The 23,362-nt window shown below is 68.3% G+C and carries 17 protein-coding genes; 4 read left to right on the top strand and 13 right to left on the bottom strand.

The annotated features are described in order from the left end of the window. Positions 1-9: 9 nt before the first annotated feature. The 4 genes from AC1DHX_RS05275 to AC1DHX_RS05260 form a co-directional block, all read right to left on the bottom strand. The gene (locus tag AC1DHX_RS05275) at positions 10-1,002 is read right to left on the bottom strand and encodes a hypothetical protein (protein WP_476860379.1); all 993 of its coding nucleotides are present in this window, start codon (positions 1,000-1,002) and stop codon (positions 10-12) included. 134 nt (positions 1,003-1,136) lie between these two features. Continuing rightward, on the bottom strand, positions 1,137-2,882 hold the full coding sequence (locus AC1DHX_RS05270; protein ID WP_476860378.1) for a helicase HerA-like domain-containing protein: 1,746 nt from the start codon (positions 2,880-2,882) through the stop codon (positions 1,137-1,139). A gap of 49 nt (positions 2,883-2,931) precedes the next feature. Beyond that, positions 2,932-3,636 carry a type 1 glutamine amidotransferase domain-containing protein gene (locus AC1DHX_RS05265; RefSeq protein ID WP_476860377.1) on the bottom strand — a complete coding sequence of 235 codons (705 nt, stop codon included), beginning with the start codon at positions 3,634-3,636 and terminating at the stop codon, positions 2,932-2,934. A gap of 70 nt (positions 3,637-3,706) precedes the next feature. Continuing rightward, the gene (locus tag AC1DHX_RS05260) at positions 3,707-4,576 is read right to left on the bottom strand and encodes an aldo/keto reductase (RefSeq protein ID WP_476860376.1); all 870 of its coding nucleotides are present in this window, start codon (positions 4,574-4,576) and stop codon (positions 3,707-3,709) included. 179 nt (positions 4,577-4,755) lie between these two features. On the opposite strand from AC1DHX_RS05260, the gene AC1DHX_RS05255 reads away from it, so the two are divergent. Together AC1DHX_RS05255 and AC1DHX_RS05250 are read left to right on the top strand one after the other, a co-directional pair. Continuing rightward, positions 4,756-5,556 carry a glycoside hydrolase family 25 domain-containing protein gene (locus tag AC1DHX_RS05255; protein WP_476860375.1) on the top strand — a complete coding sequence of 267 codons (801 nt, stop codon included), beginning with the start codon at positions 4,756-4,758 and terminating at the stop codon, positions 5,554-5,556. Positions 5,557-5,689: 133 nt separating this feature from the next. Further along, a complete protein-coding gene (locus AC1DHX_RS05250; protein WP_028278201.1) occupies positions 5,690-6,679 on the top strand; it encodes an LLM class flavin-dependent oxidoreductase in 990 nt (329 codons plus the stop codon). Positions 6,680-6,698: 19 nt separating this feature from the next. On the opposite strand, the gene galK is transcribed toward AC1DHX_RS05250, so the two are convergent. The 8 genes from galK to AC1DHX_RS05210 all read right to left on the bottom strand — a co-directional run bounded on the left by galK (position 6,699) and on the right by AC1DHX_RS05210 (position 17,661). Next, entirely contained in the window at positions 6,699-7,937 is a 1,239-nt protein-coding gene (gene galK / locus AC1DHX_RS05245) for a galactokinase (protein ID WP_476860374.1), read from the bottom strand. Continuing rightward, positions 7,934-9,115: a galactose-1-phosphate uridylyltransferase gene (galT, locus tag AC1DHX_RS05240; RefSeq protein ID WP_476850788.1), complete on the bottom strand. Its 1,182-nt coding sequence runs from the start codon at positions 9,113-9,115 to the stop codon at positions 7,934-7,936. Before galT ends, galK begins: the two co-directional genes overlap by 4 nt. A gap of 1 nt (position 9,116) precedes the next feature. After that, entirely contained in the window at positions 9,117-11,354 is a 2,238-nt protein-coding gene (locus AC1DHX_RS05235; RefSeq protein WP_476860384.1) for an alpha-galactosidase, read from the bottom strand. A 104-nt stretch (positions 11,355-11,458) separates the two neighbouring features. Beyond that, positions 11,459-12,277, bottom strand: coding sequence for a DeoR/GlpR family DNA-binding transcription regulator (locus tag AC1DHX_RS05230; RefSeq protein ID WP_079550600.1), 819 nt, complete (start codon positions 12,275-12,277; stop codon positions 11,459-11,461). A gap of 9 nt (positions 12,278-12,286) precedes the next feature. Further along, positions 12,287-14,407, bottom strand: coding sequence for a beta-galactosidase (locus AC1DHX_RS05225; protein ID WP_476860373.1), 2,121 nt, complete (start codon positions 14,405-14,407; stop codon positions 12,287-12,289). A gap of 2 nt (positions 14,408-14,409) precedes the next feature. Continuing rightward, positions 14,410-15,378 (bottom strand): carbohydrate ABC transporter permease, encoded by a 969-nt coding sequence (locus AC1DHX_RS05220; protein ID WP_243180492.1) that lies wholly within the window; start codon positions 15,376-15,378, stop codon positions 14,410-14,412. Beyond that, complete coding sequence (locus tag AC1DHX_RS05215) at positions 15,375-16,325, bottom strand: carbohydrate ABC transporter permease (RefSeq protein WP_028278192.1); 951 nt, start codon at positions 16,323-16,325, stop codon at positions 15,375-15,377. Before AC1DHX_RS05215 ends, AC1DHX_RS05220 begins: the two co-directional genes overlap by 4 nt. A 19-nt stretch (positions 16,326-16,344) precedes the next feature. Next, the gene (locus AC1DHX_RS05210; RefSeq protein WP_476860371.1) at positions 16,345-17,661 is read right to left on the bottom strand and encodes an ABC transporter substrate-binding protein; all 1,317 of its coding nucleotides are present in this window, start codon (positions 17,659-17,661) and stop codon (positions 16,345-16,347) included. Between the two features lie 239 nt (positions 17,662-17,900). Between AC1DHX_RS05210 and AC1DHX_RS05205 the strand changes: the two genes are divergently transcribed. Both AC1DHX_RS05205 and AC1DHX_RS05200 read left to right on the top strand, forming a co-directional pair. Continuing rightward, a complete protein-coding gene (locus tag AC1DHX_RS05205) occupies positions 17,901-19,232 on the top strand; it encodes a right-handed parallel beta-helix repeat-containing protein (protein WP_223915113.1) in 1,332 nt (443 codons plus the stop codon). A gap of 192 nt (positions 19,233-19,424) precedes the next feature. Next, positions 19,425-22,052: a trehalase-like domain-containing protein gene (locus tag AC1DHX_RS05200; protein WP_476860370.1), complete on the top strand. Its 2,628-nt coding sequence runs from the start codon at positions 19,425-19,427 to the stop codon at positions 22,050-22,052. A gap of 30 nt (positions 22,053-22,082) precedes the next feature. Here the strand turns inward: AC1DHX_RS05200 and AC1DHX_RS05195 are convergent, their stop codons facing one another. Then, the gene (locus tag AC1DHX_RS05195) at positions 22,083-23,225 is read right to left on the bottom strand and encodes a GmrSD restriction endonuclease domain-containing protein (RefSeq protein WP_476860369.1); all 1,143 of its coding nucleotides are present in this window, start codon (positions 23,223-23,225) and stop codon (positions 22,083-22,085) included. Positions 23,226-23,362 lie beyond the last annotated feature (137 nt).

The following is a 23,362-nucleotide window of genomic DNA, read 5'->3' as shown; positions in this document are numbered from 1 at the left end:
CGGCGGGTACTAGTAGTCCAGCTGCGGCGTGAGCTTGACGGTGTCGCCGTCGATGTCCAGACGGGTCGTGAAGCTGAAATCGTGGACGGAGTCGATGTCGGACACGGCGCCCGAGAACAGATCCTGTTGGCGGGCCTTGATCCGGGCTTTGCCGTCGAGGGGCGCCACCACCCAGCGGCCGCCGAACGGCTCGATGCTGACGCTCGGGTAGTCCGTGATGCTCCAGTCGATGGTTCCGTCCATCACGCGGTTGTTGGTGGCGTGGTAGAACGGGCAGTTGGGCTGCAGCTTCTGCTGCTTGTCGGCCTCGTCCGCGCAGGAGTCCAGGAACTCCTTGACCTTGCCGCTCACGGCCTCCTTCAGGGCGCCCGTGGCCTCGGTCAGCAGGTTCAGCGGCGCCGGAGGCGCGTCCGCGGCCGACACGGTGGCGCGGGTGGCCGGGGCGGAGAAGTACTGGCCGTTCAGGGTCGCCTCGTACTCGCCCGGGTAGAAGACTGCGAAGGAGTTGCGGCCGTTGGGCATGTTCACCGGCACGCCGTTGAGGGTGGCCTCGCTGGAGTTGACCACGGTGACGTCCAGGACGGGCAGCTCAGAGGGGACGAAAGACCATTTGTGGAAGAACAGCCACTCGGTGCCGGAGCGCTCCAACAGGAACTCGGTTCGCAACTTGTTGCCGTCGACGGTGTACTCCATGGGCACCATGACCTGATTGGCACCGCGCTCTTCCGCGGCGCCAAGCTTGACGTCGGAGATGCGTGCCGCCGCGGTTTGCAGGGCCGTGCCGTCGAGCATCGCCGGGTTGCTTTGTGGCACGGAGGCGCGCAACAGGCCCAGCGCCTTTTCGCCATCGCCCTTTTGCAGGGCACTCAAATATTCGCGGACTGGCTGCTGGGGCCCGGCAATGGAGTCGTTCACCAGGTTGATCGACACGATGGCCCCGGCGACGGCAAGCATCAGTCCCAGCAGCCACACTGCTGCGATTTTGACCAACGCCTGACTCATCTGCACCATTCTTACGTTACCTGTACCCCACAGGAATCCCGGTGTCACAGTCCGCATCTGTGACGCGGAGCATGGCTGAAGGCCGCCGGGCCCGCGGGCCGGGAACGTTCGGTTGGATGCCGCCGCGGTGATCCCTAGCGGCGGCGGCGTTTGGAGGAAGTGCCGAAGACGCCGCGGAGCAGTTCCCTGCCAAGCTGGGTCCCCAGCGAGCGGGCCATGCTCTGAAGGCCACCGCCCAGGGCCCCCGCGAGTTCGCCGCCAATGCCCCCGCCACCGCCGGCCGGCGGCTGCGCCGGCCGGGGGGCACGCCGCTCGGCCACGTTGTCATCGTCGGGCATCCTGGGCGCCGGCGCGGGGCGGCTGCTGGGGCGGCCAAGGATTTCCTCCTCGATCCGTCGGGCTTCGGCGTCGATGGCGCGGGGGTCCAAACCGCCGCTCTGGGCGGATTCCTGGCTGCCGCCGTCCCGTGCGCCGCCGTGGTGTGCGGTCCCGGCCGCCGGCCCGGTGGCAGCGCCTGTGCGGTCACCGCCTTCGGCGGCGATCTTCTCGTACGCCGAGATGTTGTCGACGGCGGTGCCGTACTTGGGCAGCAGGGCGGAAGCGGCGACGGTGCTGGAGATCAGCTCGTCGGTGCTGGGACCCATCACGGACTCCGGGGCGCGGAGCCGGGTCAGCGCCACCGGGGTCGGCGCGCCCTTCTCATTCAGGACTGTGATGACGGCCTCGCCGATGCCGGCGGTAGTGAGGGTCTCCTCGAGGTCGTAGTCGCTGGTCGGGAAGGTCGAGACGGTGGCCCTGAGGGCCTTGGCGTCCTCCGGGGTATAGGCGCGGAGGGCGTGCTGCACGCGGTTTGCCAGCTGGCCGAGGACGTCGGCGGGGACGTCCTTGGGGGTCTGCGTCACGAAGAAAATTCCGACACCTTTGGACCTGATGAGCCGGACGGTGGTGGTGATCGCATCCAGGAAGGCTTTCGAGGCGCCGTTGAACAGCAAGTGGGCCTCATCGAGGAAGAAGACGAGCTTGGGCTTGTCGAGGTCACCGGCCTCGGGCAGGTCCTCGAAGAGGTCGGCCAGCAGCCACATGAGGAACGTTGAGAAGAGCATGGGCTTGGTCTGCAGCGTCGGAAGCTCCAGGCAGCTCACCACACCGCGGCCGTCCGGCGCGGTACGCAGCAGTTCGGCGGTGTCGAACTCGGGTTCGCCGAAGAACTTCTCCATACCCTGCGCCTCGAGCGTGATCAGTTCGCGCAGGATCACGCCGGCGGTTGCCTTGGAGAGGCCGCCGAGTTCCTCAAGTTCGTCCTTGCCCTCGGCCGAGGTCAGGAATTGGATCACGGCCCGCAGGTCCTTGAGGTCGATCAGCTCCAGGTCTTTCTTGTCCGCGAAATGGAAGACGAGCTGCAGGCTGGATTCCTGGGTCTCGTTCAGGTCCATGATGCGGGAGAGCAGGATGGGGCCGAAGGAGGTGATGGTGGCGCGGACCGGTATGCCCTTGCCGTCGCCGCCGAGGGCCAGGAACTCCACCGGAAAAGTCTTGCCCGACCAGGCCTGGCCGATGCTCTCCGTGCGGGCCAAGAGTTTTTCGGTGCCCGTGGCGGCGGTGGCCAGGCCCGAGAGGTCGCCCTTGATGTCGGCCAGGAACACGGGCACGCCGGCGGTGGAAAGCTGTTCGGCCATCATGTGCAGCGTGACGGTCTTGCCCGTGCCTGTCGCCCCGGCCACGAGGCCGTGCCGGTTCATCATCGCGAGCGGCAGCCGGACGGAGGCTTCCTTGTGGAGTTCGCCGTCGACGATCGCCGCGCCGAGCTCGATCGTCGGGCCGTCCAAAGTGTAGCCCTGGACGATCGTGGCGACTTTGTCTGCAGTGGATTTGATGGCCATGCGGTTAGCTTAGCCGGGTCCGGGGTTCCCGGACCCGGCTAGGAGTGGCTTATTCGGCGAGGGCCTTGAGGACCTCCTTGGCCACGTCCTCGCTGGACTGCGGGTTCTGCCCGGTGATGAGGTTTCCGTCCCGCACAACGTGAGACGTCCAGGCCGCGCCGTTCTCCACTACCGCGCCCTTCTCCTTCAGGACATCCTCCACGAACCACGGTGTATTGGGTCCCGTGCCGCCACCCAGCTCCTCCTCATTGGTGAAGACGGTGAGGCGGCGTCCGGCGAAGGTGAACGCGCCGTCGTCGTCCGTGGCGCTCAACAGCCCGGCCGGGCCGTGGCAGAACGGCGCGATGATCTTGCCGGCCGTGTTGACGGCCGTCAGCAGGCGGCCAAGGTCGGCATCCTGGTACAGGTCGGCCATCGGCCCGTGGCCGCCCGGCATCACGACGGCGTCGTAGGCGGAGGCGTCGACGTCGGCCAGCACCAGCGGGTTGGACAGTTCGGCGTCGAGGGAATCGATGTAGCGGCGGAAGCTATCCGCACGGTCCTGCCCACCGGCGGACTCGGCCGCGAGGCTCACCTCATCCACCGTCGGCTTCTTGCCGCCCGGAGTGGCGATGTGCACGGTGTGGCCCGCGTCGAGAAGGGTCCGGTGGGAGACGACGAGCTCCTCGGCCCAGTACCCGGTGGGGTGTTCGCTGCCGTCGCGCATCGTCAGGGAATCTGCTGCCGAGACAACCATCAGAATATTTTTAGCCATGGTGCTGCTCCTGTTCTGCCGGCAGGGCCGGCGGACGGTGGATAAGGTGAAATATGGGAAGCGGCGCGGTTCAGCGGGTCGCTTCGAGTTCCGCATAGGTGGCGTCGTCGAGGACGACGCCGGCGGCGGCCAGGTTCTCTTCAAGATGCTTGACGGAGCCGGTGCCGGGGATCGGCATCATGACGGGGGACCGGCGCAGAAGCCAGGCCAGCGCCACCTGGGAAGTCGTGGCGCCCAGCCGCTTCGCCGCCTCGTCGAGCGGTCCGCCCGGCCGGGCCAGCTCGCCAGCGGAGATCGGCGCCCACGGAATGAAGCCGATGCCGTTCTCCTCGGCGTACTCGAGGACGTCCTCGGAGCTGCGGTCGGTGAGGTTGTAGCGGTTCTGCACCGTGGAGACGGTGAAGTACTTCCCGGCTTCCTCCAGGTCCTCGACGCTGACCTGGGAGAGGCCGAGTGCCTTGACCTTGCCTTCCTTTTGCAGATCGCGAAGCACGGTGAATTGCTCGTCGCGGTCCACCTTGGGGTCGATCCGGTGCAGCTGCAGGAGGTCGAGGGAGTCGACCTTGAGTTTGCGCAGGCTCAGTTCCGTCTGCTGGCGCAGGTATTCGGGCCGGCCGACCGGAACCCAGACGTTGGGGCCGGTGCGGGTGAACCCCACCTTGGTGGCGATCTTGAGGCCGTCCCGGTAGGGATGCAGCGCCTCGGCGAGGATTTCCTCGCTGATGTTGGGGCCGTAAGAGTCTGCGGTGTCAATGAAGTCGACGCCGAGCTCCACGGCGCGGCGCACGACGTCGACCGCGGCGGCGCGGTCTGCCGGCTCGCCCCAGACGCCGTCGCCGACGATCCGCATGGCGCCAAAGCCCAGCCGGTGGACGGTTCCCAGATCCTTGAGGGCGATCGTGGCGGATTTTTTCGGATGCTGTGAATTGTCGTGGCTCATAGGAAAGTGAACATCCTCAGTCTGCTGACTATTCCAAGGCTCCCTAAGGGGGCGTCCCCGCCCGGCGATGCGGGGGGCGCCTGCAGGCGTGCGTTCCGGGCATTCCGGCGGCAAAACCTGCGCCGTGACGGAATTACGCCACCGATTAGCGTTTCTGCGATTTTGCCTTAGACTGTGGCATGCCCAACTCGTTCCCGCGCATCGTGCTGGCCTTTGCCGTGACCCTCGGCCTTGTCCTGCTGGGCGGAAGCCCCGCTTCGGCCGCTGCGGCCAGTACCTCGGGACCCGGAATCGATGTGTCCTGGCCGCAATGCGGGAAGACCCTCCCAAAGCAGCCGGCCTTCGCGATCGTCGGCGTCAATCATGGCCTGGCCAACAACACGAACCCGTGCCTGGCAAGCCAGCTGGCCTGGGCCAAGACCGCAAAGTCCCCGGCAGCGACGGCGCAGCCGAGGGTGGCGCTGTACGTCAACACGGCCAACCCCGCCCGGCAGGGGTCCTGGTGGCCCACGTTGAACACCTACAACGGGGTGAAGGTCACAAACCCCTACGGCAACTGCGCCTTGGGGTCGCTCAAAGCCTGCTCCTATATGTATGGGTGGGCCAAGGCGTCCGACGACGCCAAGCGCCGCGGGGTCAGCAACCCGCAGTCCTACCTCTGGTGGCTGGATGTGGAAACGGAAAACACCTGGCAGACAGACAAAGCCGCCAACGTCGCCGTCCTGGAAGGCATGGCCGCCTACTTCAAGAAGATCGGCGCCCGCGTGGGCCTCTACTCCACCGCCTACCAGTGGGGGGAGATCGCCGGAACCGTGAAGTTCGCCAGCCCGCTGGCAGGTCTGCCGAGCTGGCTCGCTGGAGCGGGATCGGCGGCCGGGGCCAAGGCGAACTGCGCCCGCCCCGGACTCACCCCGAACAGCCGCGTCTCGATGACGCAGTACATCTCCGGGGGCCTTGACTACAACTACTCGTGCCCCTGAGCCGCCTGCAGAAATATCCCGGGGGCCGCCGTCGTTGACCCCAGTGTGCCCGCGCCGGAAACCCGGTGCCACCCAGGACCGCAGTCCCAACTCCGGCCCGCACACTGCTCCGCTACGAAAGGCCGGCTTTTCCGTGACTGTTCCGCTTTCCATTCTTGATCTCGCAACCATCGGCCCGGGCCAGACGGCGGCCGAAAGCTTCGCCGGCAGCGTGGCCATGGCGCAGCTCGCCGAGGACCGGGGTTACCGGCGGATCTGGTACGCCGAGCACCACAACATGTCCGCGATCGCCTCGTCCGCCACGAGTGTGCTGATCGCCCACGTCGCGGCCCACACCTCCAGCATCCGGCTCGGCGCCGGCGGCGTGATGCTGCCCAACCACTCGCCGCTGACCATCGCCGAACAGTTCGGCACGCTTGAGACCCTGCACCCGGGCAGGATCGACCTCGGCCTGGGCCGGGCGCCGGGCAGCGACCAGAACACCATGCGCGCCCTGCGCCGCGATCCGATGTCGGCAGACAGCTTCCCGCAGGACGTCCTGGAGCTCCAGGGCTACCTGAGCGGCCCCACCCGCATCCAGGGCGTGGAGGCCACCCCGGGCAAGGGCACCAACGTGCCGCTGTACATCCTGGGGTCCTCCCTGTTCGGCGCCAGGCTGGCCGCCCAGCTGGGCCTGCCCTATGCGTTCGCCTCGCACTTCGCGCCCAACGCGCTGCAGGATGCGGTGGCGGTCTACCGCCGCGAATTCCGGCCCTCCGCGCAGCTCGAGGCCCCGCACGTGATCGCCGGAGTCAATGTCATTGCCGCCGATTCCGCCGCTGAGGCGCAGGCGATGTTCCAGGCCACCAAGCGGGCCAGGGTTTCCTTGTTCTTCGGCAATGGCCGTGTGTTCAGCGACGACGAGGCGGATATGATCCTGGACTCGCCCCAGGGCCAGCAGATGGCGCAGATGATGAAGTACTCCGCGGTGGGCACCCCCGAGGCCGTCCTGGCGTACCTCGAGGAGTTCACGGCGCACGCCGACGCCGACGAACTGATCGTGGCGCACCAGAGCACCGGGACCGAACCCCGGCTCCGTTCTGTGGAACTTCTGGCCGACGCCGCCCGCCTCGTGCGGGCATAACGACCTGGGGCCTTCCGGGCTACAGTTCCCGGCGGGCGCCCTCGGACGCGGTGACGGGGAAGATGTGCGGGGCCGCGTATCCGGCTCGGGCGAAGTCGCGGGCAACGCCCGCGGCCACCGTTGCGGCGCCGTCGTTGCGGACCAGAGCAATGGCTGCGCCACCGAAACCGCCGCCGGTCATGCGCGCGCCGATGGCGCCCAATCCCTGCGCGCTGGCCACGGCGAGGTCGAGCTCAGGGGTGGAGATCTCGAAGTCGTCGCGCATGGACTCGTGCGATTCGTTGAGGAACGGCCCGATCGCGGCGGGGCCGGAGGTCCGCAGTGCCGTCACGGTGTCGAGCACCCGCTGGTTTTCCGTGATGATGTGCCGGACCCGGCGGTAGGTCTGTCCGTCGAGCTGTGCCGCGGCGCGGGGAAGATCGTCCGGGCCCAGCGCCCGCAGGCTGCCGACGCCCAGGCGGCGGGCGCCGTCCTCGCAGGAACGGCGGCGGCTGGCGTAGCCGCCGTCGGCATGGGAATGGCTGGTGCGGGTGTCGATCACGAGCAGCCCCACCCCGGCACCGGCGAAGCCGAGGGCAACCGGCTCGGTCGAGACGTTCTGGCAATCGAGCAGGATGCCATGATCGGGCTCGCCAAGGAGCGAGGCCGACTGGTCCATGATGCCGGTGGGCGCGCCGACCACCCGATTCTCGGCCAGCTGGCCGATCCGTGCCAGTTCAGGCCTGCCCAGCCCCAAGTCCCAGAGATCGTTCAGGGCCAGGGCCACCGCGCATTCGATTGCGGCGGAGGAGGACAACCCGGCGCCGGCCGGGACATCCGAGGTCAGCGCCAGGTCCAGGCCGGACATCCGGGACGGGACGCCGGAACCGGCTGCTGAACCGGACGCGACGCCGGAACCGGCTGCTGAACCGGACGCGACGTCGGAACCGGCGCCGGCTGCTGCCGCCCGGGACATCGCCCAGGCCACGCCGAGGGGGTACGCGGCCCAGCCGGTGAGGCTATCCGGGTCCAGGCGGTCGAGGCTTACCTCTATGACGCCGGGGAAAGAGCTGCTGGTGACCCGGAGCAGACGGTCTGCGCGGACGCGGGCCGCCACCGTGGTGCGCTTGTCGATCGCGATCGGAAACGCGAAGCCCTCGTTGTAATCCGTGTGCTCACCGATCAGGTTGACCCGCCCGGGCGCCGACCACAAGCCGTCCGGCGCGCCCCCAAACTCGCTGGAAAAGTACCCACTTTCCCGTTCAAGGACCTCGTTCATGGCTGGGCTGCTTCCTGTTCTGTTGCTGGGAGTTCTGTGCGGAATGGCTCGAGCCCTGGTGTACGCGGTGGCGGCGATGCTGCCTCCATGGCGTCCCGGAGCCGGGCGGCGGCCGTTTCCGGCGGGATGTCCGCGATGAATGCCCCCATCGCGGCTTCCGACCCTGCCAGGTACTTGAGCTTGTCCTCCTCCCGGCGGGGCGAGGTCAGTTGCAGCATGAGCCGGATGTCGTCCCGGTGGGCGTGGACGGGAGCCTGGTGCCACGCCGAAATGTACGGCGTGGGGCTGTCGTAGAGGGCATCGACGCCACGCAGGAGCTGGCGGTACAGCAGGGAGAACTCATCGCGTTCCTCGTCGGTCGTGGCGGCGAGGTCCGGGACGTGCCGGTGCGGGAGGATATGCACTTCCAGCGGCCAGCGCGCGGCAAACGGGACAAACGCCGTCCAGTGCTCGCCCTGGAGCAGCACCCGCTCGGATTTCTGCTCGAAGCTGAGGATGTCCTCGAACAGCGCGCCGCCGTAACTTTCGATCGTGCGGACCAGCTGGGCCGTGCGCGGCGTGATGTACGGGTAGGCGTAGATCTGTCCGTGCGGGTGGTGCAGCGTCACGCCGATCGCTTCGCCGCGGTTCTCGAACGGAAAGACCTGTTCGACGCCGGGCAGCGCGGACAGCGCGGCCGTCCGGTCCGCCCAGGCTTCCACGACCGTGCGCATCCGGGACAGGGGCAGGCCCGCCAGGGAGCCGGTGTGTTCCGGGGAGAAGCACACCACTTCGCACCGGCCCACGGACTGCCGGCTGCGCCCCAGCCCCACCCGGGCGAGGTCATCCAGGCCTTCCGGCGCGGCGGCCCCCGCCAGGTCCGGCCCGAAGGAGGGGGACTTGTTTTCGAAGACGGCGACGTCGTAGAGGCTCGGAATCTCCGAGGGATTCTCCGGCGACGCCGGGGCCAGCGGGTCCAGGTGCGAGGGCGGCAGGACCACCCGGTTCTGCCGGGCGGCCGCGATCGAGATCCACTCCCCGGTCAGGGCGTCCTGGCGCATGGTGGCCGTGGGCGGCCGGACCGCCGGCGCGCGGAGATCCTCGCCCCGGTGCGGGGGCAGGGCGGTATCGGCATCATCGAAGTAGATGATGTCCCGGCCGTCGGAGAGCTTGTGGGAGCGTTTCGTAATCTGGCCCATGCTAGGGGTTCCTCACGGGGTGTGCGCTGGTTGCGGCTGGATAGGCGGCTGGATAGGCGGCCGGAGCGGCGGCGGTGGCGCGGCGGACTGCCAGGAGCAGCCCGTGTTCCGGGTTCAGGACCGGCATTGGGAGCCCGGATTCGGCCAGGAAGCGTCCCGAGGCCTCGACGCCGCCCGCAAGCCACGCCGGTGGCGCCGCCTGCAGGAACGCCCGCCGGTCCCCGGCCGCCGGGTAGACCGCTTCCACCCGGTACGCGGTGTCCGGGAGCAGCCCGGGCAGGCAGACCTTCCCCGGGACTTCGGCGAACGACGTCGCCACCGAGACCAGGGCGTAGAGGGCCTCGCCGCCGTCGTGGGACACGACCCCGTGCAGCCGGAGGGCGGGATCGGGCTCGTCGGCCCGCACCATGCGCCCGCTGTGCAGGAGCGGCCGGTACTGCTTGAACAGTGCGATGGCTCGGGCAAGCTCGGTCCGTTCGGCATCGTCGAGGCGCCGGACATCCCATTCGAGGCCGAAGTGGCCGAACATCGCGGTGATCGCCCGGAACGAGAGATCGTGCGTTCGCGCCGTGGTGTGGCTCGTGGTGGGGCCAATGTGCGATCCGACGAGCTCCGGCGGCACCACCACGCCGGTCCAGCGCTGGATGGTCTGACGTTCCAGGGCATCGTTGCAGTCCGAGGCCCAGATCCGGTCGGTGCGCTCCAGGATGCCGAGATCCACGCGGGCCCCGCCGGAGGAGCAGCTTTCAATCTCGACGCCGGGGTGGGCCTTGCGGAGCTCGTCCAGGAGCCGGTAGACGGCCTGAGTCTGGGCGTGCACGGACGGCCGGCCGGCGTGGCCCATCTCGGCCAGGTCCCGGTTCTGGTCCCATTTGAGGTAACTGATCCGGTATTCGCTCAACAGGGCATCGAGCCTGTCGAAGATGTATTGCCAGGCCGCCGGATTGACCAGGTCAAGGACCTGCTGGTGCCGCCATTGCATGGGCAGCCGGCCAGTCAGCCGGCCGGCCGGGCCGGCGATCCAGTCCGGGTGGGCGCGGGCCAGGTCCGAGTCTTCGTTGACCATTTCGGGTTCGACCCAGAGCCCGAATTCCATGCCGTGGCCGGTAACGGCGTCGATCAGCGGCGTCAGGCCCTCGGGCCACAGGTCCTCGTCGACGTACCAGTCGCCGAGGCCGGCGTGATCATCGCGGCGGCCGCGGAACCAGCCGTCGTCAAGGACGAAGCGTTCCACGCCGAGCCCGGCGGCCGCTTCGGCGAGTTCGAGCAGCGGCTCGAGGCGGTGGTCGAAGTAGACCGCTTCCCAGACGTTGAGCACCACGGGACGGGCTTTGCCGGACCGCACGCCGGGGTGGTGCGGGCGCCCGCGGAACCAGCTGTAGAAGGCATCGCTGATGCCGTCCAGGCCCGCGGCGGAGTAGGCAGCGTACAGCCACGGGGTCTCGTAGCTGGCGTTCGCTTCCACGCTGATCTCGCCGGCGCCGAGCAGTTCCGAGGCGCCCAGGACGGTCCGGCCGTCCGCGGCGGCGTCAACGAAGCTCTCGTGGTTGCCGCTCCAGCCCAGATGCACGGCCCAGACCTGCCCGTGGCGGTTCCCGAATCCGGGGGTGCCGGCCGCGAGCAGGAGCGAGGCGTCGTGGCCGGTCCGGCCGTGCCGGCCCGAGCGGACCCATGTGCCTTGGCGCAGCGGCAGGCGCTGGGGGTGGGACTCCCGGCACCAGCGGCCGGTCAGGTCCAGGATTTCTGTGGCGGCGCGGCCCACGGGCAGCACGGCGGCGAGTTCGTCGAGGCTGTACGGGCCGGCGCCGTCGTTGTCGAGCCGGTGCCGGAGCTGGAGCAGGCCGCCGTCGTTGATCCTGATCTCCGTGCGGACGCTGACACCGGCCTCGGGGTCGGCCTGGGTGATGACAGCCGAGCAGTCCGCCCCGCGGGACCGCTCGCCGCTGGACAGCTCAGCACTGGAACGTTCAACACTGACAACACGCAGACGGGCCGAGAACGCCTGGCCGTTCCGGTGGCCGCGGAGGCCGGGGCGCCCGCGCCAGCCGGAGGACGCCTGCGGGATCAGTCCCAGCGTCACCGGGACGTCGAGGGCCGAGTGCGGCACGGCCTGGCCCAACAGCGAAAGATCCGGCAGGGCCGGGCCGAGGTCGGCGCCGAAGTGCAGCATGGCGGCCTCGCCCGTGCTGAAGTCGATCAGCAGGGATGTTCCGGAGCGGCGCAGGTACAACGGCTCCACCGGAGGGACGCCCACGGGGGAGAGGGTCTCGGCGGCAAGGGTGAGGTCCGGGTTGTTCACGGCAGCTCCAGGCGTAGTGGTTTGGGTGGGCGGGGGCCGAGCGGTCAGCCTGTGGCTGCTGCGGGGCTGGCTGCGCTGATGCTCCGGGCGTCGCCGGTATGGGCCAGGCGGAGCCGGCCGACGCGCTCGCCGAGGATGCGCCGGGCCTCGCTGCCCAGAAGGTCATCGCTGATGAGTTCGTCAGCGTCCTCCAGGCCGGCGATCGTGCTGATGCCGAGGGTGCCCCACTTGGTGTGGTCCGCCAGCACCACCACCCGCCGGGCCGCGGTGACGAAGGCCCGGTCGGTTTCGGCCTCGAGCACGTTGGGGGTGGTGAACCCGGCGTCGGCGTCGACACCGTGGACGCCGAGGAACAATACGTCCAGGTGCAGCTGTTTGAGCGAGGATGTGGCCAGCGGGCCTACAAGGGCGTCCGAGGGTGTGCGCTCGCCGCCGGTCAGGATCACGGTGGACGGGGAGGCGCTCTGGTGGAAGACGTCCGCGATCCGCACCGAGTTGGTGACCACCGTGATCCGCGGGCCGGCGGACAGCAGCTGGGCCAGCGCCCACGTGGTGGTGCCGGCGCTGAGCCCCACCGCCATGCCCTCGCGCACCTGCGCGGCCGCCTCCTGCGCAATCGCCATCTTCTCGTCCTTGAGCTGGGTCACCTTCAGCTCGAAGCCTGGCTCGTGGGTGCCGGCGCCGCCGGGCAACTTGGCCCCGCCGTGGATCTTCTCCACGGCGCCCGCCGCGTCGAGGGCCTCGATGTCCCGCCGCACGGTCATCAGCGAGACGCCGAGCATCTTGGCGAGGTCCGCGACACGGACGATCCGCTCACGCTGGACCTCCGCGAGGATGGCGGAATGGCGGGCTGCGGCTAGCATGTGGAGTCCTTACAGGGTTGAGTGGCTTGACTGGTTTGAGTGGCTGGCGGAGGTGCCGACCAATCGGGCGGCAGCCGAACGGACGACGGCGGCACCGCCGGCCGCGAGGCCGAGCCCGCCGTCGAGTTCGGCGCCGGTGAGCAGGTCCACGCCTTCCAGCGGCAGCCGGACGTCGTGGGCGCCGTGGTTGATGCAGAACGTCCAGTCGGTCCCGTCCTTGCTGCGCCGGACCACTTCGACGTCGGCCGGCAGGTCCGGGACGAGCGGCTGCACCTTGGCATCGGCGCAGACGACGGCGAGCAGTTCGCCCAGGCCCTCCGGCGCGAGTGACGTGGCGACATAGTAGGAGCGGCCGCTTCCGGCACGGTTACGGGTCACGGCGGGAGAACCGGCGGCCGGTCCCTCTTCCACGGCCGCGAGGACCTCGGCGGTGGTGGCATGCCCCAATTCGTTCCAGCAACTACCCGCCCCGAAGCTGCTGAGCCGGATGCTTTCGCCGCCGCGCAGCGGGAAAAACTCTTCCATCTTCACGCCCAGCAGTCCGCTGAACGCGCCGGGGTAGCTGCCAAGCCTGATGTGGTCATTTTCGTCCACGATACCGGAGAAATAGGTCACCACGAGGTGGCCGCCGGAGCGCACGTACGCGTCCAGATTCGCGGCCCCGGCATCGCTCACGAGGTACTGCATCGGCGCGACGACGAGCCTGTAGCCGGATAGGTCATCGGTGCCCTGGCGGAAGTCGGTGGGGATGCCGGCGCGGTAGAAGGCATCGTGCCAGCGCCGGGTTTCGGCGATGTTGGAGGCGTCCACGCTCGGGTGCGAGTCCAGTTCCGAGGCCCAGCGGGCGTCAGTGTCGTGGAGGATCGCGACGTCCACCCGGCCGGACGCGCCCGTAACCACCGAGCCGCTGACTTCGGCCAGGCTCCGCAGCGCCTGGCCCAGCTGGACCACTTCGCGCCAAACCTTGGTGTCCGTGCCGGCGTGCGGCAGCAGTCCGGAATGGAACTTTTCGGCGCCGGCCCGCGAGGCCCGCCACTGGAAGAAGAGCGCGCCGTCGGCGCCGCGGGCAACATGCTGCAGGGAGTTGCGCAGCATCTCGCCGGGCGCTTTGGCGATGTTGCGCGGCTGCCAGTTCACGGCAGAGGTCGAATGCTCCATGAGCAGCCACGGCTTGCCCCTGGCCCAGCCGCGGGTGAGGTCTGCGGTTGCCGCCAGTTCCTGGAAGTTCCGCGGATCCTCGGCAATCAGGTAGTGGTCGTTGGAGACCACATCCATCTCCTCGGACCAGCGCCAGTAGTCCACGGGCTGGTGCAGGCCCATGTTGAACCCCATGAAGTTGGTGGTCACGGGATGTCCCGAGTGCGTGCGGATGATCGCGGCCTCGGCCTTGTAGCATTCGAGCAGCTCATCGGAGGAGTAGCGGGCGAAGTCCAGCTGCTGGGTCGGGTTCACCCAGGTCCCGGAGGTGCGCGGCGGCAGGATCTGCTCCCAGGCCGAGTAGCACTGGGACCAGAAGGCGGTGCCCCACGCGGCATTGAGGGCCTCCAGGCTGCCGTACCGGCGTTCGAGCCAGCGCCGGAAACCCGCGGCGGCACCGTCCGAGAAATCAGGCTGGTTGTGGCAGCCGTACTCGTTGTGGACATGCCACATCACGATGGCGGGGTGGTCCTTGTACCGGGTGGCGAGCTGCTCGGTCAGGGCCGCGGCGGCCCGGCGGTATTCGGCACTCGACGCCGCGAAGGCCTGCCGGGAACCGTAGCTGTGCCGCACGCCGTCGGCTGTCACGGGCAGGGATTCGGGGTACTTGTGGCTGAACCAGGGCGGCGGCGACGCCGTGGCGTTCGCCAGGTCCACCCGGATGCCGTTGGCGTGCAGCAGGTCCAGGACCCGGTCCAGCCAGCCGAACTCGTAGACGCCCTCGGACGGCTCAAGCAGGGACCAGCTGAAGATGCCCACGCTGACCAGGTTGACGCCGGCCTCGCGCATCAGCCGGACGTCCTCGTCCCAGGTCTCCTCGGGCCACTGCTCCGGGTTGTAGTCTCCGCCGAATGCCAGCATCGGGGAGCCTTCGGAGCCGAGGCGGGCGGTGATGTAGTCCATGGCGTTGTTGTGGTTGGAGCTGTTGTCCACGTTTATCCTTTGCTGGAGCCGAGGGTCAGGCCCGCCACGAAGTGGCGCTGCAGGAGCAGGTAGATGATCAGGGCCGGAACGGCCGTGATCATGGCGCCGGCGGCGATCAGGTTGTAGTTGGAGAGGAACTGGCCCTGGAGGTTGTTGATCGCGGTGGTGACCGGGAGCCGGTCTCCGCTTTGGATGAAGAGCAGGGGCCAGAAGAAGTCGTTGTAAATGAAGATCACCTCGAGCGTGCCCATGGCGGCCAGGGCCGGGCGGCACAGCGGCAGGATGATGTCCCAGTACTGGCGCCAGACGCCGGCACCGTCAACCAGGGCCGCCTCGGTCAGCTCGGGGGACAGGGCCTTCATGTAGTTCGAGAGGACGAACGTCACGAAGCCGATCTGGAAGGCGGTGTCCACGGCGATCACGCTGATGTAGGTGTTGAGCAGGTTCCCGGAATCGCTGACGGCGTAGGGAAGCTCGAAGTGCTTGAACATTTCAAAGAGCGGCGCCGCGAGCACCTGCGGCGGCAGCAGGTTTCCGGCGGTGAACATGATCAGCAGGGTGATGTTGAACTTCCAGCTCACCCGGCTCACGGCGAACGCCATCATGGAGGCGAAGAAGAGGATCAGGAACACCGAGGGGACCGTGATGAGCACGGAGTTCCAGAACAGCTGGGAAAAGCCGCCCTGTGTCCAGGCCTGGGCGAAGTTGTCGAAGTTGAAGGCGCCGCCGGTGCTGAAGTAGCCGTATTTGTCGGTGTCGGCTTTGGGCCGCAGGGCAGTGAAAATGGCCCAGGCCAGGGGTACGAGCCAGATCGCCGCCATGACGATGAGGAAGACGTGGGTGCCGTAGTGCTTCTTGCCCTGCTTGTTGTTGGCCGGCCTGCCGGGGCGGGGGCCGGTCCTGCCTGGGCCGGAGCTGCGCTGCCGGGCGTCTGCCGGGCTGCCGGCCGCGGCGGCATCGGTTGGATGGGCGATGCTCATGCCTCTTTGTCCTTTCCGAATGCGCGGGAGAGGTAAAACGTGATGGGGATCAGCGAGATGACGAGCAGGATGACGGCCAGCGCCGAGCCGATGCCGATCACCTGCCCTTCGCCCACCAGGTTCTGGATGACCAGGGCGCTGATCAGTTCCAGCCCGTTGGTGCCGCGGTTGATCACGTAGACGATGTCGAACGCCCGGAGGGATTCGATGACGGTGATGACGATGATGATGACGTTCACCGGGCGCATGGCCGGGAAGACCACCTGGAAGAAGGTCTGGACCGCGTTGGCGCCGTCGATCTGGGCCGCCTCGCGCAGGGTCGGATCCACGCCCTTGAGCCCGGCCAGGTACAGGATCATGACGTAGCCGGCGTGCCGCCAGGTGGCGGCGAAGAGGGCTGCCCAGATGTTGACGCTGGAATCCCCGAACCAGTCGACGGCCTGGGGCGTGCCGGCGGTGCCAAGCAGGAAGTTCAGGAGGCCGCTGTCCCGGTTGTAGAACAGCTGCCAGATGATCCCGATCAGGGCCAGGGAGAGCATCACCGGGGCGAAGAAGATGCTCTGGTAGATCCGCGTGCCGCGGATGTTCTGGTCCAGGAGCACGGCCAGGAGCAGCCCCAGCGGGGTGGCGACGAGTGCCAGGAACGCCAGCCACAGCACGTTGTGCTGCATGGCCGGCCAAAACGGCGGGTAATCCTGGGCGATGAACTGGTAGTTCTCGACGCCGGCGGGCTTGATGTCGGTCAGCTCCAGCCCGTTCCAGCGGGTGAAGGACAGTCCGACCGACATGAGGGTGGGGATCCAGACCAGTACGAGCTGGATCAGCGTGGGGATGCCCACCATCAAGCCGAGCACCACTTTGTCGCGGCCGGACAGCCGCCGAACCCGCCGCGCGGGGGCTGCGGCTGCTTTGCGCCCCCGCGCCGACGGGTTGGTAGAGACACTCATGGAGCCCCCCCCCACGGCGCTACTGGGCGGCGTACAGGGACTTGGCCTGGGCTTCCAGGTTCTTCACATCGACGTTGCCGTCCTTGATGAACGACTGGAGCGCCGGGATCATCACGTTGTTGGCCATGGCGGGCAGGGCATCGCGGTCGAAGAACTGGCTGATGTTCTTGGCGCCGCTGATGGCCTCGGCCAGCTTCTTGTTCAGCGGAGTGAACTTGGAGGTATCGGCGCCCTTGGCGGTGGCGATGTTGGACGAGTCGACCGAGGCGTACACATCCTGTCCTTCCGGGGTGCCGACGTAGGCCAGGAAGTCCCGGGCGGCCTGGTTCTGGCCGCCCTTCTTGGAGAGCAGCAGGCCGTCGATGGGTGCCTCGATGGCATCCTGGCCTTCCACCGCGACCTCGGGGAACGGGAAGAAGTCGATGTCGTCGGCGATTGTCTTGTCCGTGAACTGCTGGGTGAGGAAGGAGCCGAGCAGGTACATGCCGGATTTCTTGTCCGCGAGGGACTTCGCCGAGTCCTGCCAGGTCATGCCCAGCGCGTTCGGGTTCTGGAACGGGAGCAGGGCCTTCCAGGTGTCGAAGACGTCGCTGACCTTCTTCTGGTCCCAACTTTCCCGGTGCGCGGTGAGGTCCATGTGGAACTGGTAGCCGTTCAGGCGCATGTTCAGGTAGTCGAACGTGCCCATGGCGGGCCAGCCGTCCTTGTCCGCGAATTCAATCGGGATCAGGCCGTCGGCCTTCATCTTGGTGGCGAGGGTCTTCAGCTCATCGAACGTCGTGGGGACGGTGTACCCCTTTTCCGTCCAGAGGCTCTTGCGGTAGAAGAAGCCCCAGGGGTAGTTGTAGTTCGGGATCAGGTACATCTTGCCGTCGGCTCCGGTCGAGGCCTTTTTCAGGGCATCGGAGTAGTTTCCGCCGACCTTTTCCCAGACGTCATCGATCGGGGCGAGCAGTCCCTTGCCGGCGTAGTACTGCATGCGGTACCCGGCGAACCAGGTGAAAGAATCGTCGGGGCTGCCCTGGAGGTAGGTGTTGATCTTGTTCTGGAAGTCGTTGTGCGCCACCACGTTGGTGGTGACCGCGATGCCGGACTTCTTCTGGAAAGCGTCGGTCACCGCCTTGTAGGCAGCCTTGGGGACCTCGTCGGAGGACCCGGAACCGAACGTGGCCGTCTTGGCGCCGCCGCTGGCAGGTGCGCTGCCGCCCGTGCAGGCCGAGAGCAGGGGAATGCCGGCCATCGCGACTGCTCCGGCGCCGAAGGTCTTCAGCAGCGTCCTCCGGTCCCACCCGCCTCGGCTGGAGGCCCGGAGCAGTGCGTCTTCATGCATGGTCATAATTTCTCCTTTGAAATAACGCGGGTGGAGTGAAGCAGCTCACATCATTAGCTATCATAATCGCACAATAAGGAACGTCAAGTAGCAAAAAAGAACATTTTGATGCGCATGGCCGGACTCGTCCGTTGACTTAGGGCGGGACCGCTCTTAGCGTTAAGCCCCTCAGGGTGCCGATGTGGTCCGCCGGTTGGCGGTGGCGCCCGGAACCGCGGATACATGGCGAAAACCCAGGTGCACCCATGAAGATCAAGTCCACAGCCGCCGCCACGCTGCTCGTCCTGCTGTTCCTGGGAGGATTGCTCGGCGGCCCGTCCGCGTCCGCGCCGGCGTCGTCCGAGGGCGCCACGTATTACGTGAGCGCCGACGGCAGTGACGCCAACGACGGGACGTCGCCGCAATCAGCCTGGGCGACGCTCGACAAGGTCAATGCCACTGCGCTTCGGCCCGGGGACTCGGTCAGCTTTCGCCGCGGAGACATCTTCTCCGGCGGCCTTGTTGTCGGCCAGAGCGGCACCAGCCGGCTCAAGGTCACGCTGAATGCCTATGGAAGCGGCGATCCGCCCGCTGTTACGGGCGGACTGGCAGGAACGTGCGTCAGGCTCGACGGCGACTACATCGCCGTTGACGGCCTGCGGGCGGAGTCGTGCGGCTATGCGGGCTTCAGTATCTACGGCGACCACGGCACCGTGCGGAACTCCGCCGCCAGGAACAATGCCGCGGGCATCAAAGTGAGCGAGGGCTCCGACTTCGGCACCTATACCAACAACACTCTTGCCGACAACAACATCATGAACGTCAATACGCCGGGGGAGCTGTGCGGCACCGCCACGGCCCTGAAGTGCGATGACGACTCGGGCGCCTTTGGCTTCCTGATCAACGGCAGCGACAACGAGTTCGCCGGCAATACCGTCACCGGCTCCACCGCATTGTCCTACGACTTTGGCCACGACGGCAGCGCGTTCGAAATTTTCAACGGCAACCGGAACAGGATCCACCACAACGTGGCCGTCGATAACAACGTCTTCTCCGAACTGGGGCGCGGCAAGGGGGGAACTGCCGACGGCAACACGTACAGCTACAACCTGGTCCGGTCCACCTGCGGCCCCAACTGCTCCCAGGCCATGGGGCTGATCGCGCGCGGCAGGACCTCCTCCTTCGGCCCGACCAACGGCACCACGTTCGAATACAACACCGTGTGGCTGGACGGCGCGGACTCCCAGGCTCTGGTCTGCCACGCGTCGTGCCCGGCCTCCACCGTCGTCAGGGGAAACATCCTGGTGGCCGCCCGCAACGCGCTGTGGATGGACGGCGCCGGCTGGACCGAGCGGGAAAACGTCCTCAACGGGCCCACGAACATCAGTCCCAATGCCACCTCCACTACCGAGCCGGCCGACTTTGTCAATGCACCCGCCGATCTCCACCTCTCCGGCGCGAGCCCGGCCATTGACCGGGCCGGGGTCAGCCCCTTCCCCCTGGATCTGGACGGGCGGCCGGCCAACCAGAAGGGCGACTGCCAGGGCGGCGGCGCGGCCGATGCGGGGACCTACGAATACAGGCCAGCCGGCTGCTGAAACGCAACGGCCCGGCGGCGCAGCAAGGAACCAGCACTGATGCCATCGCTGGTCACGGGGCGGCCCGGCGATGTTACATAGTTGCAACTGCCGGGACACCCATGCGAAATCGTCCCGGGACGATACTTGAAGTGCGTCCTCCCGGGGACGATTCGCATGCAGGCATTGGGGACTACTCGAAGGACCGCGCCGATGCCCACACCGCTCAACCAGGCCCTGGCCGACTCTGCGCTTCTCACTAAATCCCTCCCGCTGGGCCTGCTCCGCGCTTTCGTGCAGACCAACGCGGCCGACGACGGGCTCACGCCGCAACTGCTGGCTGAGCTCAAGATCCTGGCCCGCACTCCTGGGCTGCTCGTGGCCTGCAACTACGGCGGCACGCTGTGCGCGGCAGAAGGCATTTCCACCGAGACCCTGCCGCTGGGCAGCGCGGCGATCGCGTTGAGGGCCCTGGCAGCCCTCCCGAACACGCACGCGGCCGTCATCTCCGGGCGGTCGCTGCGGGATCTGGCCGCCGTCTCACGGCTCCCCGCGGAGGTACACCTGGTCGGCTCGCACGGCGCGGAGTTCGACATGGGCTACGCCCACGGGCTGTCCCTCGCCACCGAATCAGTGCTGCAGCAGGCCAGCCAGGCACTCGCCGAAACCGTGGGCGCCTACCGGGGCATCAGCATTGAGCGCAAGCCGGTCGCCGTATCGGTGCACACCCGCCCGGCCGGCCCGGACATCGTCGCACTGGCCACCTCGAAGGCGGAGGAGATCGCCCGGGCGCACGGGCTGCATTTCGTCGTGGACGGCTCGGTGCTGGATCTCTCCGTGGTGGAACCGTCCAAGGCCTCCGCGCTGGAGCACCTGCGCTCCATGCTAGGCGTGAGTGCCGCCCTCTACGCAGGCGACGCCTCCAGCGATGAGCTGGCCATGGCGACGCTGCGCGGGCCGGACATGGCGCTGCGCGTGGGGGAGGGGCCCACCGTGGCAGCCCACACGCTCCGGGACCCGGAGTCGTTCGCCCGCGTCCTGGCGATCCTGTTCGAACTGCGGCGGGCGTGGCTGTTCGGCGAGGATGCCGTGGGGCTGGAGCGGCACTCCATGATCGGCAACGGCTCGTCCACCGCCCTGATCACCCCGGACGCGAAGATCTGCTGGATGAGCCACCCGCTGCCGGACAGCGGGTCGCTGTTTGCCCATCTGCTCGGCGGCGATGCGGCGGGGCACTTCTCCGTGGAACCGGCGAAGGCCTCGCAGGTCCTGGGCCAGCGCTACGTGGACAGCACCATGATCGTCGAAACCCGCTGGGCCGACGTCACCGTGACGGACTACCTGGAGCCGGCCCCGGACGGCATCACCAGCCTGGTCCGGGTGCTGTCCGGCACCGGCACGGCCCGGGTCGTCTTCGCCCCGCGGCCGGACTACGCGAATGCCCCGTTCAGCATGGAGGCGCGCGGAACTGAACTGCACGTCGTGGGAACCGCGGATCCGATCATTCTCCGGGCTCCCGGCGTGGCCTTTGCCATCACCTCCGACGGCCGGCACGCCACGGCCACGGGCGACGTCGATCTGCGGGACGGACCGGTGGTCCTCAACCTGCGCTGCGGCGACACGGAACCTCAGCCCGCGATGCCGGGTGATGAGACCGGGCGCCGCGCCGCCGTCGCCCATCACTCCCGGCGCTGGGTCAACGAACTGCAACTGCCCGGCGTGAAGCCGTCGCTGGTCCGTCGGTCCGCGCTGGTGCTCCGGGCGCTGGTCCATGAACCCACCGGCGCTGTGCTGGCCGCGCCCACCACCTCACTGCCGGAGGGAATCGGCGGCACCCGCAACTGGGACTACCGGTACTGCTGGCTGCGGGACGGGTCCATGACCGTCAACGCGCTCGTGGACCTGGGCTCCACGGCCGAGGCCGAGGGATTCCTGGCGTGGCTGGGCCGGATCCTGGCCCACGCCCCGGGTCCGGAGTGGCTCCATCCGCTCTACTCCGTGACCGGGGCGCCGCTGTCCACCGAGGCCATCATCGAGAGCCTGCCCGGCTACGCGGGATCCCGCCCGGTGCGGATCGGGAACGCTGCCGACCACCAGGTGCAGCTGGACGTGTTCGGCCCGATCGCCGAGCTGATCCACGCCCTCAGCGCCCGACAGGGCATGCTCTCCGACGGGCACTGGGACCTGCTGGTGCAGATGGCCGCCGCCGTGCTGGCCCGCTGGCACGAGGCCGACCATGGCATCTGGGAGGCCAGGCGGGCGCCGCGGCACCATGTCTACACGAAGGTGATGTGCTGGGTGGCGCTCGACCGGGCGCTGCGCACGGCCGTCCGGCATGGCCGGGAACCGCTGCCGGCCTGGGAGCCCACGGCGGCGAAGATCCGGGAGGAAGTCCTGCGCGAGGGCTGGGACGAGTCGGCGTCCTCCTACACCGTGGCGTACGACAGCCCGGACCTGGACGCAGCCGTGCTGCACATCGGTCTCTCCGGCCTGCTGGACGTCAACGACCCCCGGTTCCTGGCCACCGTCACGGCGGTGGAGCGGGAACTGCGGGTGGGGCCCACCGTATTCCGCTACAGGTACGACGACGGACTGCCGGGCCTGGAGGGCGGCTTCCACATCTGCACCACCTGGCTGATCGAGGCCTACATCGCCGTGGGCCGGATCGAGGAGGCCTGGGACCTCTTTGACCAGCTGGTGAACCTGTTCGGTCCCACGGGGCTGCTGCCCGAGGAATACGACCCCGGCACGGAAACCCACCTGGGCAACCATCCCCAGGCGTATTCGCACCTGGGCTTCATCCGCTGCGCCCGGCTCCTGCACGAGCACCAGAAGAACTGACCACCCGGCCCGGGGACGGGCCGGCCGCCGCTATTCGCAGCCGACGCCGTCCCCGTCCCGGTCCAGCCTGCGGCTGTACCCCGGCTGGCCGACGCGGATGGGCGCCGCGCCGGCCGCACGGACCGCGGCACAGTTCGCGTACGCCACGCCGGCCGCCGGTGCCGGTGCCGGCGCGGGCGCGGGTGCTGGCGCGGGTGCTGCTTGGGCCGGAGCGGCTGCCGGCTGGGTGGCGGGGGCCAGGGCGTTCGGGCAGTTCGACAGGACCCGGGCCATGGCGTCGTGCTCGGCCTGGGTCACCCAGAGCCCATAGCTGGATTTCACCGAAATCTGGCGGGCGACGTAGTTGCAGCGGTAGGACTTGTTCGGCGGCAGCCAGGTGGCGGCGTCGCCGTCGCTCTTGCTCTGGTTGGCCGGGCCGTCCACCGCCAGCAGGTTCAGGGGATCGTTGGCGAAGGCCAGCCGCCGTGCCGGGCTGAGCTGCTGCGCGCCCTTCTGCCAGGCGTCGCTGAGGGCCACGACGTGGTCGATCTGGACGGCGGTGCTGGTGGCATTGCCGCGCAGGAAGTGGATGGCGACGGCCGTGTAGGGGTCGGCCAGGACGCCGGAGAGCACCACGCAGTCCCGCGTCCCGGGCCGGAGCGCGACAGAAGTAAGGTCGCGGCGGAGCACGTCGTTGCGGGTATCGCAACCATTGTGATCAACGTCGGACCAGGCCGGGCCGAACTGGTCGCGGGAATAGCCCGTCTTGGGGGCGCGGCCCTTGACGGGCAGCGTGGCCAGTACCGCGAGGGCCTTGCCCGCCAAGGCCGGCTGCCGGGGCGCGGCGGCCGCAACATCGGCGCCGGCAACTTCGATGCCTGAAACTTCGGCACTGGGAACTTCGGCGCCGGGAACTTCGACACCGGGGGTGGCGTCCGGATCCAGCGGAGCGCTGTCCGTGCCGGCTGACGCAGCGGCGGGGGTAGCCGTGACGACGGGGAGGATGCCGTTGCCGGCGGCCGGGGGAACAGTACCCGGGCCGGAGCACGCTGACGTCGCCACCAGTAGCAGGCCCGCCACCCCACGCACGATCCAGTCGACCGCACCGATCCTTGGGCTGCGGGCGCTCATACCTTGGGCGCCGCTGGACTGGATGTCGTTGGACTGGATGCTGCCTGATCGCGTGCTGAGCAATTTTCCCCCACCTCATGCTGGCGCGCCGGGTATCCGGGCGCATAAGACCGGCCCCAGCCTACCGGTCCACACAGCAACGCGGGGTCACATCACGCCCATGCCGGGCCCCACCATGGGCGCTATGTGACCCCGCGTTG

The sequence above is a fragment of the Arthrobacter sp. 05N33_2 genome (genome assembly GCF_056397425.1).
This window is presented reverse-complemented; position numbering and strand designations above follow the sequence as displayed.